We start from the raw sequence: 17946 nt of genomic DNA on the forward strand, positions 1-17946 counted from the left end.
AAGATAAATAAATGTAACAAACATATTAATTTTGCGATACACCCTCTTTCGTAAGAAAGAGACAGGGCTTTGAGCGAGAGCGAAAAGACCAGCACTGTGCAATTTTCAGAGAATATTTATATTCTCATCTGGTGATTATGGCATGAAGGTAACACCCGTTCCCATACCGAACACGAAGGTTAAGCTTCAATGCGCCGATGGTACTGCAGGGGTGACCTTGTGGAAGAGTAGGTTGTCGCCAGGTAATGTGGCTAAATAGCTCAGTCGGTAGAGCAGAGGACTGAAAATCCTCGTGTCCCTGGTTCGATTCCGGGTTTAGCCACCATGGTATGGCGCTATAGCCAAGCGGTAAGGTCAAGGTCTGCAAAACCTTTATTCCCCGGTTCAAATCCGGGTGGCGCCTCCAAAACATTAAAAGTAGTCCAAATGCTGAAATATCAGTATTTGGACTACTTTTTGTTTGTTATTCTAGTATATGTAATTGTGTCTTATAATGAATTTGCAATATGTAATCTTATTAAGCAAAAAAAATATACATAACATTTATTAAAAGTTAGTAATATAGAGATAAAGCTAGAAATACATATATTGATGCATGTACATCAATATGATTACTTTACACGGTCTTATATAATGATATATAGAGGTTAGTGGACTTAGCACAAGTAGATTAATATATGAAATGCTAGTATAATCACATATGTTGGACGCAAAACTATTTAGGTCAAACTGTTTAAGGTAATTTAGGGGGTCTGGTTTTTATGTATAAAGAGATGGTACAAAGAAAAAAATTTCCAGCTGTAGTATTGTTGTTTATTATATTAATTGCATTTATAAGCATATCAGGCTTATTGCCTAAGGCAAGAATAGGTAGCATAGATATTAAAAATTATGTAACTATGTTCTTTAATACACTAATGATCGCTCTTTGTTATATGGAATTTTCAAAATGTAAAGTTAAGTATAAATATTTAATTGTAGCAGACCAATTTATTATTCATAAAATAAAAGGTGAAGAGGTTACAATATTAGAAGATATTAAATTAAAAAATATAGAGTATATTGGGAAAAACAGTAACTATAATTCAAATACACATATTAGTAGCTCTAAAAAGTATATTTGTTCTACGTTTACAGGATGTAAATGTTGTTGTGTCTACAAAGTTGGAGATAAATTAAAAAAGTTTTATTTTGAACCTAGTGATGGACTTATGAACAAGATTAAGGTATTAAAAGGAAAATCAATATTTTCACAATAAAAGTATATGTAAGAAGTATAATTGCATTAAAATTATACTTCTTTTTTTATGTCTAAAATACCAATAAATCTATGGTTACATATTATTTTAGTTCAACTCTAATTTCTTTCAATAAATCTTGTTTTTCAATTATGTCGAGACTTGTTATGGCAAGAGCCTCTGCAGCTTTTATCATATTTTCTTTGCAAAAGTCTGTTTGAGTTTCTAAAGCAAATAGTGGTGAAGGGCAACTTATTAAAGGATTTTCTGTAATACATATAGATGGATATATACATGGTGTAGTATGGCTTATAGCGCCTATGCCTAAACCATATGAGGAATTCTTACAACAAGTAATGTCTATAATGCCGCATTCTTTTAAGTTGTGTGTAAATATTCTTGATAAAGATTTATTAGTCAAAAGTTCTTGAGAGGGCAATTCGAATAAGCTTATTTCCCGGGATGTATTTATTATTTTAGACATTGAATGAATAATATCCACAATAGTTTTTTCTAGTAATTTAACTTCAGTTAGCGTGGGCGCTCTTAGATAAAATTTAGTTTCTGATTCAGAGACTGAGTTAAGGTTTGTTGAGGCATTTTTTATAGAAATATTATCAATAGAGCAACCATTGTTTAATCCTTTTAACAATTGACTTAATGAATTAAGTATCAATAAGCAAGAGTCTAAAGATGAAAAGTTACTTAGATTAGTAGCGTTCTGCTTATGTTTAATCCTAATTGGTATTGTGGCCATTGATGTGCCACTTTCCGCATTAGTTATATCACAATGAGGGGCAATTATAACATCTATATCTTCAAAGCATTTATCTTTTGTAAAAGTTAATTCTGCACCATTGGTATACTCTCCTGGGCAACCTATTACAACTATGCACCCACCACTTTTAGATATTACCTTTGATAAACTTAATGCGGCAGCAATTGCTATGCTAGCATTAACATTATTTCCGAAAACATGACCTATGTTTTCAGTAGCTGAATATTTACATATATAACATATTTTTGGATGACCAGTTCCATATTGAGCGTAAAATGCAGTTGGAATGTCACGATAATTTTCTTCTATCTTAAAATCGTGACTTTTTAGCATGTTTAGTATATAAGTACATCCTTTGTATTCTTTATAACTTATTTCTGGATTAGTATAAAGGAAATTTGATAAATTATATATATCTTCTTTTATGCGTGTTATATAACTTATAATCTCTTGTTTCATAGACTATTCTCCTTTCAAAACTTTTATATTTATTAATATATTTAGTATATCCAAAGGCACATAAATATATTATAATATCAAATAAAATTTTATAAAGTCGGATAATAACTTTAAATGGCAAGTTATAACGTAAAATGTAGATAAATATATTTGAAAAAATTATGTGGACAAAATAAGAAATCGTACTTAGTTGAATAATATATATTATAAGAGGCGATACTTTAGTTGATTTAAGTTTGTAAATTTAAGGGGGATAATATGAAAAAAGAAAAGTGTATTATATGTAGAAAGCCTCTAAATGATGGTATAATAATAAATGGCAGAGGAATTTGTGATAATTGCGAAGCAAGAATCATAGAGTCAAGTAACAATACAGATTTTTATGAATATTATAAGAACTGTATAAAAAAGACGTTAGTACATTGTGTGCCAAGAGGAGTGACTAAGGAGTGTCAAGATTACCACTTGTAGATGGAGTGTTAACATATATAAAAGAAAAAAATGTCTCCTTTTGTATGCCAGGTCATAAAGGTGGACTTGGGTTTTTAAAAACAATAAAAGGCAGAGAACTTTATGAGAATTTTATAAAAGGAGATATTACTGAGGTTGATGGAGTAGATAATCTTCATCATGCAGAGGGCATAATAAAAGAATCTCAAAAATTATTGAGTGACTATTATGGAAGTATTAAATCTTATTTTCTAGTGAATGGTAGCACTAGTGGAAATTTAGCCATGATTTTTTCATCGTTTAATGAGGGTGATAAAATTATTGTAGAAAGAAATTGTCATCGGTCTATATTTAATGCCATTATTATGAGAAAGCTCAGGCCTGTGTATATTAAAAACAATATTTATTCAAAATATGATGCTCCGATGCCTTTAGACAAGGAGCATTTTCTATCTTTAATTAATAAAAATAAAGATGCTAAAGGAATTATTGTTACATATCCGAATTATTATGGTATATGTTTTGATTTCCCATATGTTGTCGAAGTTGCTAGTAAGTACAATATTAAGGTATTAGTAGATTCTGCTCATGGTGCTCATTTTGGTGTTCATAAGTTATTACCTAAGAATCCTTTAAAAATGGGAGCTAATATGGTTGTTATGAGTGCTCATAAAACTTTACCTAGCTTAACACAAACAGCATTCTTACATGTAGGTAAAGGCATAGATATTAGTAAGGTAGATTTTTATATAAGTGCCTTTTTAAGCACGAGTCCATCATATATGCTTTTATGTTCTATGGATTATGCAAGGTATTATCTTGAGGAATATGGCAAGCAGGGATATGAAGATTTAATTAAATTATGTAAGTCTTGTAGAGATAAAATTAATAGTATAGGAAAGTTCCACATTTTAACTCAGGAGGATCTACAGAATATTTTAGAATTCGATGAAAAGGATATTAATTGGTATACTATTGATTTAACCAGGTATATATTAAATGTACCTAAAGGTTATAGTGGACATAAGTTATTAGAATATTTAAGAGCAAGCAAAATTCAAGCTGAAATGAGTGATAGCAGAAATGTAGTTTTAATATTTTCTCCTTTTAACACTCAGGAAGATTTTGATGCATTATATATAGCTCTTAAAAACTGTAATATGGACAACCTAAAAGATGAATATATAGATTTAATAGATTATGATATGCCTATGGCCGTAATGGATCCATATGAAGTAATGGATAGAGAAAAAATAATAGTAGAACTTAAAAACTCAGAAGACAGAATATGTGCAGTAGCAATAGTTCCATATCCACCAGGAATACCTATTGTAATGCCAGGTGAAAGACTAAGCAAGGAAAGTATAGCTGTAATAGAATATTACGTGTCATGCAACGTAACGGTGCTTGGAATTGATGATGGGAAAGTACCAACAGTAGAAAGATAGATTATATTAAGATAAATACATATAGGTGGAGGAAATCGAATGGAAAGAGGACGACTAATAGCACTAGAAGGACCAGATGGTTCAGGAAAGACTACTCAAATACAATTATTAGAAAAACATCTAACGAAATTGGGATATGAAGTGGTAACAACTAGAGAACCTGGAGGAACGAGGGTTGGTGAAAAAATTAGAGACATAATACTAGATAATGATAATTCTAATATGAACTATATGTGTGAGGCTTTACTCTACGCATCGTCTCGCGCGCAACTAGTTAGTGAGATTATAAAACCAGCTTTAGCTCTTGGGAAGATAGTCATATGTGATCGTTTTGTTTATTCATCAATGGTATATCAAGGCGTTGGTCGAGGTATTGGAATGGACGCAGTAAAGAGTATTAATGAATTCGCTTTAGACGGGCTTGAAGTGGATTTAATATTTATGATTACTATTCCATATGAAGAAGGGCTAAAACGAAAAAAAATGCAAAAGACTTTGGATCGGTTAGAAAACGGTGGGAATGAATTTCATAAAAAAGTTTTTGAAGGTTACTTAGACATTTGCAGAAAATATGATAAAATAGAAGTAGTTGATGGGAATAGGAGTACTTATGAAATCCATAAAGATATCATAAGCACAATTAAAAAAATAAATTTGTAAAGGATGAGATTAAATGAAATTAGTTATTGCAATTGTACAAGATGATGATGCAAATGATTTAATTGAGGTTATAACTGATAAGGGTTTTAGAGTTACAAAGCTTGCAACTACAGGCGGGTTCTTAAAATCAGGGAATACAACATTACTAATAGGTGTAGATAAAGAAAAGGTAGATGACGTTCTAGCAATTATCGAAGAGGTATGTAAGGAAAGAAAGCAAATAATATCATCACCATCACCTGTAGCTGGGTCTACTGGAGTTTATATGCCTTTCCCTATTGAAGTAGATGTAGGTGGAGCAAATGTATTTGTAGTTGATGTAGATAAGTATATAAAGGTATAACTAATCAAAAGCAAGTATATATAAATCTATACTTGCTTTTATTCATGGAGGATAAAAATGAATGGTGAGAGGATAATAGGGCACAGTAATATTTTGAACCAAATAAGTCAATCTATAAAATTAGGTAAGTTATCTCATGCTCATCTTATAGTTGGAGAGGATGGAATAGGTAAAAGTATACTTGCTAAAAATATAGGGTTTATAATCCTAGAAAAAGACCAAGATAAACAATATGTGGATTTAATTGAATGGAAAGTAGAGAAAAATAAAAGTACAATAGGGGTTAATTCTATAAGAAGTTTAGTTGAAGAAATTAATAAAAAACCATTTGAAGGTGATAAGAAAGTTATTATTATTTATCATGCGGATAAAATGACTGTTCAGGCTCAAAATGCCTTTTTAAAAACAATTGAGGAGCCACCTAAAAATGTAACTATATTTTTATTATGTGAAAATCTAGAAGTTATATTGGATACAATAAAATCAAGATGTCAAATACATAAATTGAAAAGTTTAAATGCAAACGAAATGGAACAATTTTTAAAAGTCAATTATTTTGATTTATCTAAGGAGCAGGTAAAGGTTATAATTGCTTTTAGTGATGGGTTGCCAGGAAAGGCTCAAAAATTTATTGGAGATGATAATTTTAAGGAAATTCGTGATATTACCTTGGAAATATTACTTAAGCTTAGTAGTGCTAAAACTGAAGAATTAATTAAATATGAGAAAAGGTTATCTAATCAAAAAGAAAGTTTTGAAGAAATATTAACTGCATTTCTTTCGTATATTAGGGATACTATAATATATAAAGAAATTGAAGACGAAAATTTAATCATTAACATAGATAAGTTATTAAGTATAAAAGAATTAGCTAACATATTTTCATTTAACAAATTAAATGGTATTATAAATATAATAAACGATACTAGAAATAATTTAGTTAGGAACGTTAACCCAGGGTTAGCGTTTGAAGTAATGCTAATTAAAATGCAGGAGGGTTAACGACATTTCAGAAGGAAAGTTTTCTACTTATATAAGTAGGAGTTACCTACTATAAGTAGGAGTTACCTACCTTATTAAAAATAAAACTTTAGTGGTAGTTAAATCTACTTCGAAAGTCGTTAATATGCATCTGCGAAGGAGATGATTTAACATGGTTACAGTAATAGGAGTACGATTCAAAAAAGCTGGAAAAATATATTATTTTAGTCCAAATGATATAGATATTCAAAAGGGAAATAAAGTTATTGTTGAAACAGTAAGGGGAATTGAATTTGGGGAATGTGTTATTGGCATAAAGGAGATAAAGGAAGATGATATAGTATCTCAGCTTAAATCTGTTATTAGAAAAGCTACAGATGATGATGCAGAAAAAGATTTTGACAACAAAAACAAAGAAAAAGAAGCATATGAAGTATGCTTAGATAAGATACATAAACATGAACTAGATATGAAACTAATAGATGTAGAGTATACTTTTGATAATAATAAAGTTATATTTTATTTTACAGCAGATGGAAGAGTAGATTTTAGGGAACTTGTAAAGGATTTGGCAGCAGTATTTAGAACTAGAATAGAACTTAGGCAAATAGGTGTTAGAGATGAAGCAAAAATGATAGGTGGCCTTGGACCTTGTGGTAGACCTATGTGTTGTTCAACATTTTTGGGTGAATTTGCTCCAGTTTCTATAAAGATGGCTAAGGAGCAAAATCTATCATTAAATCCTACAAAAATTTCAGGTATTTGTGGAAGGCTTATGTGTTGCCTTAATTATGAACAGGATACTTATGAAAAAATAAGAAAAACGCTACCTATTGTAGGGTCTGTAGTAGATACACCATTTGGTAGAGCAAACGTTATTGGTAATAGTGTTGTAAAAGAATGTGTTAAAATTAAAATGAAAATTAATGGTACTGATGAAGAAATAGTAGAAGTTAAAATTAAAGACTTAACATTAGTTTCAGGAAGATATGAAGATGCTGTAAATGAGGAAGATATCAAAGCTGAATTAGCTAAAACCGGTGAAGATTCTTATATCACAAAGGAATTATTTAAGGATAACTAGGGGGAAGAAGATGAGGTCAGTTATAAAGGTAATTAATATGAATACTTCAGAAGATATTAGCAATATTAATTTAGCGGTATCAAACAACCAAGGCGTAATTGCTTGTCAAATAAATAGTCAAACTAAAGAAATAGAAATAATATATGATGATTATTTTATTACAGTAGATAATCTGATTGAGTCAGTAGAAGAAGCCGGTTATGCAGTTATATAAAAACCAGAGGGAAATTAATCTCTCTAGGTTTTTTTTTGATTTTATAACACTAAAATAAGCAACTTGATTTGAATACTCTTTTGTTTAGTAATATATGATTTTAGATAACATTCCAAAGTAAATAGCCACATTATTTAAAACAACATAAATTTAATATAATAAAAGTTTTTATTATATGTATGAGATTTTAATTTTAAGTCAATAATTTAAATGTAAATCATTGTATATAAAATATGAAAGGGGTTTTAAATATGAGTTATAAAAAGGGACTAATTAGTATATCTACTATTGTTGTATTAGTTTTAGGAGTTGTTTTCGCAGCAAAGTTTATTGGAGGGCGGGAAGATGTTGCTAATGTAAAACCGCAAGCCGAGAGTTCAATTCAAAGTGATAATTCAGCAACTAAAATTAATAATGATGTAGCGGTAAATACAAATACAAATACTGACGAAAAAATTACTAATAAAATGGATGTTGCCTATATAAATGATAAAACTAATGTTGGAATATATACTGTTAAAGAAAACGATACAGTTTTTAGTATAGTAAAAACACATATGCCTAGTTTCAACAAAAGTGAAATAGTTGAATTTATTAAAGATAGAAATAATATGAGTGAAGCATACAAGATTTCAGAGGGTGACAAAATAGTAATACCATATGAGACAGCAATTCAAACCTCATCGTCAACTACAACTACAACCAAAACTGTAGTTGATGCAAAAGTATTAACTAGTAATGGAAAATACACAGTTAAAAAACAAGACACTTTAACTTCAATTGCTAAAAGTAATATGCCTTCTTATAATGTAAAAGAGGCAATAACAATGTTAAAAGAAACTAATAAAATTATAGATGAGAATGCTATTAAAGATGGCATGATCATCAATATTCCTAAATAGTTTTTATGAAAAATAAGTGTAATTTTGAGATAATCAAGATTACACTTATTTCTTATTATATAGGAGACATTTTGCTCAAAATAATGTGGATAACTTTTTTGTTAGATCTTAAGTATTTTCATCTCACTACTTTCAGCATAAACAAAGTCACCGTCTAAAGTTAGTAAAAAATCTATTTTATTATGCTCTGCGGTAGCTATGTGGAAAGCATCATTTACAGATAGGAGATTTTGACACATTAAATTTTTGACTAGAGATACACATTCTTCAGAAATATCGAGATATTTTATATTAATTATTTTCTCTAGTTCTGAGATTATTTCTACGGATTTACAATAATAGATATTAAGTAAATTTCTTTTCATAGAATTTTTAGAAATATTATCAAAATACCTTTTATATGGAATATGAATAAGTCTATCTTTTTTCTTTTCCTTTAGTATTTTTGTATCATGGCGACTAAAACTGTTGGTTATAGATCTAATGTTATCATTTGAGTTGTATGGACTATTGTTTGTTACTTTACATTGTATGTCGCTAATAAATAATTGGTAAAGTATTTTATTCAAAACTTCTGCAGATATGATACTGGTAGTGTAAAAAATGCAACTTCCCTCAGAAAGCTGTTTTAAGCATGTTAGACAATCACTATGCTTAATATCGTCATCATATATTAAACTGATAAGAAAAGATGCATCTAATAACACTGAATTTTTATTGAAAACTATATTTTTAAAAGGATATAATAGTAACTCCATGTTTAACCTCATTAAAATCGATTATTATATAATATAATATATATTCAACATTGGTTACTAATAGTAGCTTTATAATTAATTAGGTTGAATTAAAGAAGAAAATTATGATTTTTATTATAAATTGAGGTATACTTCTTTTATTGAATGTATATAGCGCGTATAAATTTTACAGAAAGGAGATACAGAATGGAGTTTTTAAGAGATGATGAAACTTTAGATGATCTTAACTTAAAGGGCATTCATGTTATTCAGAAAAAAAATGCTTTTAGATTTGGTGTGGATGCTGTACTACTTGCTAATTTTGCTAAGGTGAAAAGAGATGCTAAGGTTGTGGATTTATGCACTGGTACAGGTATAATTCCTTTCATATTGGCAGGTAAAACCAGTGCAAGCAATATAATTGGTGTGGAAATTCAAGAAGAATTTGTTGAGATGGCAAGTAGGTCAACGGTATATAATGGCTTGAAAGAAAGAATTAAATTTATAAATGGAGATTTAAAAGACTTAAATCTTATTAAAGCGATTCCAAAAGTAGATATCGTTACTGTTAATCCACCTTATAAGCTACATAATTCAGGATTAATTAGTTTAGATGATAAAAATGCTATAGCAAGGCACGAGATATGTTGTACACTCGAGGATGTAATAATAGCAAGTAGAATTCTATTAGGTAATGGTGGACGATTGTATATGGTCCATAGACCTGACAGATTAGCTGATATTTTATGCACTATGAGGAAACATAGAATTGAGCCTAAACGAATAAGAATGGTGCACCCTAGTGTAAATAAAGCACCTAATATTGTGCTAATAGAGGGCTTGCGAGATGGAGGAAGCTTTTTAAAATGGGAGCCACCTCTTTATGTTCATACGCAGGATGGAAAGTATACACAAGAAATTAATGATATGTATAATTCCCAGACGATAGGATAGAAAACTATAATATATTATGTAAATAAATAGAGTAAAGGGTGATAAGAATGGCAGGGAAATTATATTTAGTTCCAACTCCTATAGGTAATTTAAAAGACATTACGCTTAGGGCACTTGAAGTACTTGAAAGCGTGGATCTTATAGCGGCAGAAGATACAAGACAAAGCTTAAAACTTTTAAGCCATTTTAATATTAGAAAAACGCTTATAAGTTACCATCAACATAATGAACAAGGAAGAAGTCAAAATATAATTGACCAGATAAAAGAAGGTAAAAATATAGCAATTATAAGTGATGCAGGAACGCCAGGAATATCAGACCCTGGTAGCGTAATAGTTTTAAAGTGTATAGAACAGGGTATTGAATTTGTTGTGTTGCCAGGAGCTACTGCAATCACTACAGCCCTTGTATATTCTGGTCTTGATACTACAAAGTTTATATTTAGAGGATTCCTGCCTAGAGAAACTAAAGATAGGCAACCTATTATTGATGATTTAATAAATAGAAGTGAAACCTTAATTTTCTATGAAGCCCCTCATAGACTTTTAAACACATTAATATTTCTTAATGAAAATTTTGGGAATAGAAAAATATCGATGTGTAGAGAACTTACAAAATTGTATGAAGAAATAATTAGGCTTACTTTAGAAGAGGCGGTGCAATATTACACGCAGAACTCTCCTAGAGGGGAATATGTACTAGTAGTTGAAGGTAAGAGCAAAGAAGCTATAGACAAAGATGCGCGAGCTAAATGGGATTCACTAACTATAGGGGAGCACATAATAAGTTATATGGACGAAGGAATAAGTAAAAAAGATGCAATGAAAAAAGTTGCAAAGGATAGAGACATGCCTAAATCAGAAATATATAAGCACTCATTGGATATATAATTTTTAGATATATGTTAAACAAAAGTAAAAAAATTATGGTGAAAATTAGAAAATAAGGGTATAAAATAAAAGTTGTTGAATTTTATGTAATTTCTTATTGAGATTTCATATAAAGTAGTGTTATAATAAAAATGTTGGTTTAAGAACCAATCAAATACATAAGGAAATAAATACGTTTACATAAATACATATGCACAAATATATATTCATTTTGAAATGGGGGGATTGGGTTGCGTAAAAGAATAATATCATTAATAGTAACAATTGGATTAATGGCTACGGTAAGTATGCAGGTAATGGCAGATCCATTATCAGATAAGCTTGATAGTCAAAAAAACCAACTTCAAGAGCAAAAGGACGCATATAAGAAATCACAAAGTAATGTTCAGAGTATAGAAACTTCAATTGAAAAATTGGATATGGACATAGAGGCAAAGTATGCAGAAGTTGATAAAGTAAAAGTTAAAATAACTGAAGCTGAGAAGCAAATAGTAAAAACAACAAGTGATATAAAGGTGGCACAAGATAATATTAAAGAAGAAGAAGATTTATATAATAAGAGAATGAGACTTATGTATATGAATGGTGTGGATAGCTATTTAGAAGTTATCTTGAATTCAAAGGGAATAGGAGATCTTATTTCAAGAGTCGATAACGTTAAAAAGATTGTAGAATATGATAATAAAATGATTGCTGAATTAACAGCTAAAAAGAGTGAAATAGAAAAGAAAAAACAAGTGCTTGAAGCAGAAAAAACTAAATTAGTGACATTAAAAACTAGTAATGAAACTAAATTAAATAAACTTAAAGAAAAGAAGCAAGAACAAAATGTATTAATTGCAGAAGCTAAAAAACTAGAACAATCATATTCTAGTAAGATGAGTAGTGGTCAAGCTACTGTAGATGCTACAATGAAGAAAATAAAACAAATGCAAGAAGAAGCTGCTGCTACTGCTGCATACTCTCCATCTAGAGGGGCTGCATCACTAAGTTCTAATGCTATAGTTGCTTATGCAAGTAATTTTTTAGGAACACCATACGTTTGGGGTGCTGCTGGTCCTAAATACTTTGATTGTTCCGGTTATATGCAATATGTATATAGGCATTTTGGAGTTTCACTTTCTAGAACAACATATACACAAATTAATGAAGGATCATATGTTGATAGAGCAAACTTACAACCAGGAGATTTAATATTCTTTGGCTCATCATCAGATCCACATCATGTTGGAATGTATGTAGGTAATAACTCATATATTCATGCGCCACGTACTGGTGATGTGATTAAGGTATCAGCACTTACGAGAAGGGATTACCTTACTGCAAGAAGAATTAAGTAATACTAAAATAACAGGCCATTTATAATGGCCTGTTATTTTTAATTTAATTAATATTAGTGTGTTAAGTGGTAGAAAGTGTTATAGTGAAGATATAAACATTTATCATAAGAATGTAAACGCAAACATAAAGGTAAATATATCTAAATTTATTAATAAACTATCTTAACTTATTCAAATAATTAGAAAACAAATGGCAGAAAAAAATAAAAATTGAAGGCTAAATAACAATTTGATATTGTTTATTTCATATAAATATTAATATAGTATTAGTATATTTTAATAGATAATGTGGATAAAAACTTGTCAGAATTACTTTTAATATGTAAAAGCCTTGTTTGTAGCGTTTGTGTATAAATTAAATTGTCCACAACTTCTGTTGATTAAATTCTTAAAACTGTGGATAACTTAATTATAATGTAAAAAAAAATGCCAATTGCAATATCATAAGAAAATTAATTCATATTTAATCTAAAAAACTTGTAATAAAACAAATTATATTGTAATTGTAATTTAACCACAGTTTAGCTTTGAAGGAGATGATTTAATACTTATTATTATTGGTGTATTTAAAAAGGTTTTAGGTGATTATTAACAGATTCACTTTTATGTATATAAGTAAAAGTGTTTATTTTTTTATACTAAGATAAAGTAAACAATAAAATAGTATAGAAAATGCTTGTAATACATTATAAATACTTTATAATATAAATATGTAAATTTTAAGGGGAAGGCAGAAGAATATGTTTAATAAAGACATTAATTTTGGAAGGTGAGAAATATGAATAAGTCTAAATTTGATATAGAAAATATAAATTCAATATCAAGAGCAATATCTGAAAATAATATAATTCCTTATGAAGAATTACCTCATTATGACTTATTTTTATCTCAAGTTATTGATTTTCTGAATGATAAGTTTGACACTGATAATTACACTAATAATATTGTACAGAATTATATAAAAAGCGAAGTAATGTCAAAGCCAGAAGACAGCAAAAAAAGAGGCTATACAAAACTACATCTTGTTCAATTAGTATTAATTAGTTACATGAGACCTATTCTTACAGCAGATGAAATTGAAAAGGTTTTTAGGTTAGCGTTTAATGAAATCAATGATAGAGAGGATGATATTATTTCATGGGAAAGTTCGTATAAAATTTTTGCGGATATGCAAAAAGAAAGTTTTAATAACTTTTCAGGAAAGCAATTTTGCGATAAAGGTAAATTACAAAAAATAATTGATACTTTAGAATTAAAGAAAAGTGATGAAAAAAGAATTTCAGTGTTTCTTGTAGTTATGACATTGGTTTCACAAGCTAGTGCTATAAAAAGATTGGCACAAAGGATTATTGAGGAATATGAAGATTGTGAAGAAATAGAAGAAAATTAGGGTGAAAATAAGAAAATTTGTAAAAAAAAGATCTTTATAATAAGGTCTTTTGTTTTTTGAAAAAAAATGAATTATGTAAGAACTTTATAGGCCAATCACATAAAATATTAGTGTTTCTATTATTATAAATAAAATATATTCACATAATGTATATATTTATGCAATTAATATAGGGCATATATATATATATATTGAGATAATGAATAATTTTAATAAAATAATGTTAAATGGGAAGAATATTTATGCAAACAATGTGAAATTGTAATGGTTGACAAGGAGTATATAAGGGGATAATATTATATATTGATAAATTTAAAAAAGATATAAACTTAAAAGGTATAGCTAAAAAAATATAACTATAAAAAGATATGAAATAAGAGATAATATGCTCGGAGGGTTGATTGATGAAAATAGTATTAGCGTTAGGCGGAAATGCACTTCAATTAGATCCTAAAGACAAAACTTGTGAGGCGCAACTTGAGACTTGCAGGTTAACGGCTAAATCAATAGTTGATCTTATAGAAGAAGGGCATGTAGTATCAGTAGTTCATGGAAATGGGCCTCAAGTGGGACAAATTGTTGCTGCAGTAGAAGCCTCGATAAAATTTGATGAGGCAAATGTGCTTTTTCCATTAGATGTATGTGGAGCCTTTTCACAAGGGTATATAGGATATCATCTTCAAAATGCTATAGGTGAGGAGTTAAGGAGTAGAAGTATAAATAAAGTTGTTGCAACTATAGTTACTCAAGTAGTGGTTGATAAGGAGGATGAAGGTTTTCAAAATCCAACTAAACCAATAGGGTCCTTTTATACAAGCAAGGAAGCTGAGAAGTTAGAAAAAGAACATGGTTATATAATGAGAGAAGATGCTGGACGAGGATATAGAAGAGTAGTTGCGTCTCCAAAACCAATTGATATTATCGAAAAGGGTATAATAAAGCAATTAGTTGATAGTGGCAATTTAATTATATCTTGTGGTGGTGGCGGCATACCTGTTATTAGAGAGGGATTTATAGTTAAAGGCGTTGCAGCAGTTATAGACAAAGATTATGCTGCTGAAAAACTTGCAGAGATTCTAGATGCGGATGTATTATTAATATTAACGGGAGTAGATAGGGTTTGTGTAAACTATAATAAACCAGATCAAAAAGAACTTACACAAATTACACTTGAAGAAGTTGATAGATATATTACGCAAGGTCAATTTGCTCCAGGAAGTATGCTACCAAAGGTTGAAGCTTGCAAAAAATTTATAATGAGTAAAAAGGGTAAAATGGCAATTATAGTGTCATTGTCTAAAGCAAAAGAGGCATTGAATGGGACGAGTGGAACAAAAATTGTGTATTAATTATATTGAATAGGAGGAAAAAATAGATGAACAAGAGAAAAATTAACGTCTATTCTGAAATTGGTAATTTAAAGACTGTACTTATACATAGACCAGGAGAGGAAATTGAGAATCTTATACCAGAATATCTAGAAAGATTTTTATTTGATGACATTCCCTTCCTTAAGGTAGCAAGGCAGGAACATGATAATTTCGCCAAAATACTACAAAGTAATGGTGTCGAAACATTGTATCTTGAAGATTTAGCAGTAGAAGCAGTAAAAGATGTAGGGGTAAAGGAATTATTTTTAAATGAAGTTATAGAGGAGTGTGGTATAAATGAGCAGGCAATAATAACGTCATTAAAAGATTATTTATACTCATTGCCAGACAAAGAAATGATAGATAAGGTGATGGGGGGAATAAGAAAAAAGGAAATAAAAATAAAAGAATATTATGAACAGTATCCATTTATAATGGACCCTATGCCTAATTTATATTTTACTCGGGATCCTTTTGCATGTATTGGGAATGGTATAAGTTTAAACTCTATGAAAACTAAAACCAGAAGACGCGAAACTATATTTGGAAAATATATTTTTAAGTATCATCCAGACTTTAAGGACTCAGGTGTTAAGTTATGGTATAACAGAAATGAGGTACATAATATTGAGGGTGGAGATGAATTAATTTTATCTAAAGATGTTATCGCAATTGGTCATAGTGAAAGAACTGATAAAGAAGCAGTTATAAATATGGCTAAAAGAATATTTGAAAAAGGAGAGAGTTTTAGAACAATCTTAATTTTTGATATTCCCAAAACTAGGGCATTTATGCATTTAGATACTGTATTCACAATGATAGACCATGATAAGTTTACTGTTCATCCAGGAATAGAAGGAACACTTAGGGTTACAGCAATAACTTATAATCATAAGTATAAGGAATTAATAATTAAGCAAGAAGAAGGTAGTTTAGAAAAAATTCTTTCTAAATATCTAGAGAAAGAAGTAACTTTGTTGCGTTGTGGTGGTGGAGATAAGGTTATATCAGGAAGAGAACAATGGAATGATGGATCAAATACATTGGCTATATCCCCTGGTACTGTAGTAACATATGAGAGAAATTATGTTACTAATGAGATATTAGATAAAAATAATGTAAAAGTTATCGAAATTCCATCGGGTGAATTATCAAGAGGCAGAGGTGGTCCTAGATGTATGTCTATGCCTCTTGATAGAGGAGATGTAACAATTTAGAATAAGGAAATGTAACTACTTAAAATAAATAAGTAATTTTACCACTTATTTTTAGCAAATATTAAAAGTAAGTGGTAAAATTATAAGTAAAGATAAGAAAGGGGAATTTATTATGTTTAACTTAAGAAACAGAAACTTTTTGACACTTATGGATTTTTCACCAAAAGAGATTAATTATTTTCTAGACTTAGCTAGAGATTTAAAAAGAGCTAAATATGCAGGTACAGAGAGGCAAACATTAAAAGGTAAAAATATAGTGTTATTATTTGAAAAAGATTCAACTAGAACAAGGTGTGCATTTGAGGTTGGAGCATTAGACCAAGGAGCGCATGTTACATATCTTGGACCAACAGGAAGCCAAATGGGTAAAAAGGAATCAATTGCAGATACTGCAAGGGTTCTTGGAAGAATGTATGATGGTATTGAATACAGAGGATATGGTCAAGAAGTTGTTGAAGAACTAGCAGAGCACGCTGGCGTGCCAGTATGGAACGGATTAACTACGCAGGATCACCCTACTCAAATACTTGCTGATTTTTTAACAATTAAAGAACATTTTACAAAACCACTTAATGAAATAAAATTTGTTTATGCTGGGGATGGAAGAAATAATATGGCGAATGCTCTTATGATAGGTGCAGCTAAGATGGGAATGGATTTCAGGATAATTGCGCCAAGTTCATTATTTCCTGAGGATTCATTAGTTACTAAATGCAAGTCAGTAGCTAAGGAGACAGGAGCAAGTATTACTATTACAGATGATGTTGCCAAAGGAGTAAAGGATGCTGATGTTATATATACTGATGTATGGGTGTCAATGGGAGAAGCAGATGAAGTTTGGCGTGAGAGAATTAATTTACTAAAACCATATCAAGTTAATAAAGAAATGATGGATTTGACAGGAAATAAAAATACTAAATTCATGCATTGTTTGCCAGCTTTTCATAACTTAAAAACTAAAGTTGGGAGAGATATATATGAAAAGTTCGGTATGAATGGAGTTGAGGTTACAGACGAAGTATTCGAAAGCTCAGCTTCAATAGTATTTGATGAAGCTGAAAATAGAATGCATACTATAAAAGCAATTATGGTGGCAACCCTAGGAGAGTAATATGCAAAAGAGTAAATTAAATAAATGAAATCTAAGCATAAACATCTAAATACTTTAATATCTATTAATTTATAATGAATATATATTAAAGGAGTAGATGCATGTGTTAAATAAGATACCAGCATTAATTTATGATCTCTGTGGGGACAAAGTAGAAGTTATGAATTATTCAAAAGTCTTTTTTGAAAATAGAAATGAAGAAGGTTATGTACTTCATGTAGAACAACACGATAAAATTACATCTATAAGTGAGTTTGATTTAGAAAAAAGAGATGATAAGTATTATTGCACTAGAAAGTTATTTAGTTAACTTTATTTTAACGATATTTCACTACATGAGATTATCTAAAATGAAAAATAAGGTTTACTTAGAAAAATAT

19 protein-coding genes, 2 tRNA genes and 1 rRNA gene are annotated in these 17946 nt (G+C 29.6%); 20 read left to right on the forward strand and 2 right to left on the reverse strand.

Translation table 11 applies throughout. The features are described 5' to 3' along the window. Positions 1-127 precede the first annotated feature (127 nt). From rrf to ACREVX_RS14230, 4 genes are all read left to right on the forward strand, one after another. Positions 128-244 (forward strand): 5S ribosomal RNA (gene rrf, locus ACREVX_RS14215). A gap of 5 nt (positions 245-249) precedes the next feature. Beyond that, positions 250-325: transfer RNA gene (locus ACREVX_RS14220), tRNA-Phe, on the forward strand. A 6-nt stretch (positions 326-331) separates the two neighbouring features. Next, a tRNA-Cys gene (locus tag ACREVX_RS14225) sits at positions 332-406 on the forward strand. Positions 407-761: 355 nt separating this feature from the next. Beyond that, positions 762-1259, forward strand: coding sequence for a DUF6106 family protein (locus tag ACREVX_RS14230; RefSeq protein ID WP_431544872.1), 498 nt, complete (start codon positions 762-764; stop codon positions 1257-1259). 82 nt (positions 1260-1341) lie between these two features. Here ACREVX_RS14230 and ACREVX_RS14235 read toward each other — a convergent pair whose 3' ends face one another. After that, complete coding sequence (locus tag ACREVX_RS14235; RefSeq protein ID WP_431544874.1) at positions 1342-2475, reverse strand: zinc-binding metallopeptidase family protein; 1134 nt, start codon at positions 2473-2475, stop codon at positions 1342-1344. Positions 2476-2733: 258 nt separating this feature from the next. Between ACREVX_RS14235 and ACREVX_RS14240 the strand changes: the two genes are divergently transcribed. The 8 genes from ACREVX_RS14240 to ACREVX_RS14275 all read left to right on the forward strand — a co-directional run bounded on the left by ACREVX_RS14240 (position 2734) and on the right by ACREVX_RS14275 (position 8557). Beyond that, complete coding sequence (locus ACREVX_RS14240) at positions 2734-2946, forward strand: sigma factor G inhibitor Gin (RefSeq protein WP_431544876.1); 213 nt, start codon at positions 2734-2736, stop codon at positions 2944-2946. After that, positions 2925-4373 (forward strand): aminotransferase class I/II-fold pyridoxal phosphate-dependent enzyme, encoded by a 1449-nt coding sequence (locus ACREVX_RS14245; protein WP_431544878.1) that lies wholly within the window; start codon positions 2925-2927, stop codon positions 4371-4373. The genes ACREVX_RS14240 and ACREVX_RS14245 overlap by 22 nt, the downstream gene beginning before the upstream one ends. A 39-nt stretch (positions 4374-4412) precedes the next feature. Further along, entirely contained in the window at positions 4413-5033 is a 621-nt protein-coding gene (tmk, locus tag ACREVX_RS14250) for a dTMP kinase (protein WP_431544880.1), read from the forward strand. Between the two features lie 13 nt (positions 5034-5046). Then, positions 5047-5376 (forward strand): cyclic di-AMP receptor DarA, encoded by a 330-nt coding sequence (gene darA, locus ACREVX_RS14255; RefSeq protein ID WP_216307865.1) that lies wholly within the window; start codon positions 5047-5049, stop codon positions 5374-5376. Positions 5377-5433: 57 nt separating this feature from the next. Beyond that, entirely contained in the window at positions 5434-6378 is a 945-nt protein-coding gene (locus ACREVX_RS14260; protein WP_431544881.1) for a DNA polymerase III subunit delta', read from the forward strand. A gap of 151 nt (positions 6379-6529) precedes the next feature. Then, positions 6530-7441, forward strand: a complete 912-nt coding sequence (locus ACREVX_RS14265) for a PSP1 domain-containing protein (protein WP_431544883.1) — start codon at positions 6530-6532, stop codon at positions 7439-7441. A 10-nt stretch (positions 7442-7451) separates the two neighbouring features. Then, the gene (locus tag ACREVX_RS14270; protein WP_431544885.1) at positions 7452-7655 is read left to right on the forward strand and encodes a heavy-metal-associated domain-containing protein; all 204 of its coding nucleotides are present in this window, start codon (positions 7452-7454) and stop codon (positions 7653-7655) included. Between the two features lie 251 nt (positions 7656-7906). Next, complete coding sequence (locus tag ACREVX_RS14275; protein WP_431544886.1) at positions 7907-8557, forward strand: LysM peptidoglycan-binding domain-containing protein; 651 nt, start codon at positions 7907-7909, stop codon at positions 8555-8557. 101 nt (positions 8558-8658) lie between these two features. On the opposite strand, the gene ACREVX_RS14280 is transcribed toward ACREVX_RS14275, so the two are convergent. Beyond that, positions 8659-9315 (reverse strand): PIN domain-containing protein, encoded by a 657-nt coding sequence (locus tag ACREVX_RS14280; RefSeq protein ID WP_431544887.1) that lies wholly within the window; start codon positions 9313-9315, stop codon positions 8659-8661. Between the two features lie 186 nt (positions 9316-9501). Between ACREVX_RS14280 and ACREVX_RS14285 the strand changes: the two genes are divergently transcribed. The 8 genes from ACREVX_RS14285 to ACREVX_RS14320 all read left to right on the forward strand — a co-directional run bounded on the left by ACREVX_RS14285 (position 9502) and on the right by ACREVX_RS14320 (position 17876). Then, complete coding sequence (locus ACREVX_RS14285; protein ID WP_431544888.1) at positions 9502-10248, forward strand: tRNA1(Val) (adenine(37)-N6)-methyltransferase; 747 nt, start codon at positions 9502-9504, stop codon at positions 10246-10248. Between the two features lie 47 nt (positions 10249-10295). Next, positions 10296-11138: a 16S rRNA (cytidine(1402)-2'-O)-methyltransferase gene (rsmI, locus tag ACREVX_RS14290; RefSeq protein WP_431544889.1), complete on the forward strand. Its 843-nt coding sequence runs from the start codon at positions 10296-10298 to the stop codon at positions 11136-11138. Positions 11139-11368: 230 nt separating this feature from the next. After that, on the forward strand, positions 11369-12478 hold the full coding sequence (locus ACREVX_RS14295; RefSeq protein ID WP_431544890.1) for a C40 family peptidase: 1110 nt from the start codon (positions 11369-11371) through the stop codon (positions 12476-12478). A 778-nt stretch (positions 12479-13256) separates the two neighbouring features. Next, positions 13257-13868, forward strand: coding sequence for a DUF1836 domain-containing protein (locus tag ACREVX_RS14300; protein ID WP_431544891.1), 612 nt, complete (start codon positions 13257-13259; stop codon positions 13866-13868). Positions 13869-14272: 404 nt separating this feature from the next. Continuing rightward, entirely contained in the window at positions 14273-15217 is a 945-nt protein-coding gene (gene arcC / locus ACREVX_RS14305; protein WP_431544892.1) for a carbamate kinase, read from the forward strand. A gap of 26 nt (positions 15218-15243) precedes the next feature. Continuing rightward, entirely contained in the window at positions 15244-16455 is a 1212-nt protein-coding gene (gene arcA / locus ACREVX_RS14310) for an arginine deiminase (protein WP_431544893.1), read from the forward strand. 112 nt (positions 16456-16567) lie between these two features. Continuing rightward, the gene (argF, locus tag ACREVX_RS14315; RefSeq protein WP_431544894.1) at positions 16568-17566 is read left to right on the forward strand and encodes an ornithine carbamoyltransferase; all 999 of its coding nucleotides are present in this window, start codon (positions 16568-16570) and stop codon (positions 17564-17566) included. Between the two features lie 103 nt (positions 17567-17669). Beyond that, entirely contained in the window at positions 17670-17876 is a 207-nt protein-coding gene (locus ACREVX_RS14320) for a hypothetical protein (protein ID WP_431544895.1), read from the forward strand. Positions 17877-17946 lie beyond the last annotated feature (70 nt).

Source organism: Clostridium sp., from assembly GCF_050717545.1.
Classification (GTDB): domain Bacteria; phylum Bacillota; class Clostridia; order Clostridiales; family Clostridiaceae; genus Clostridium_AD.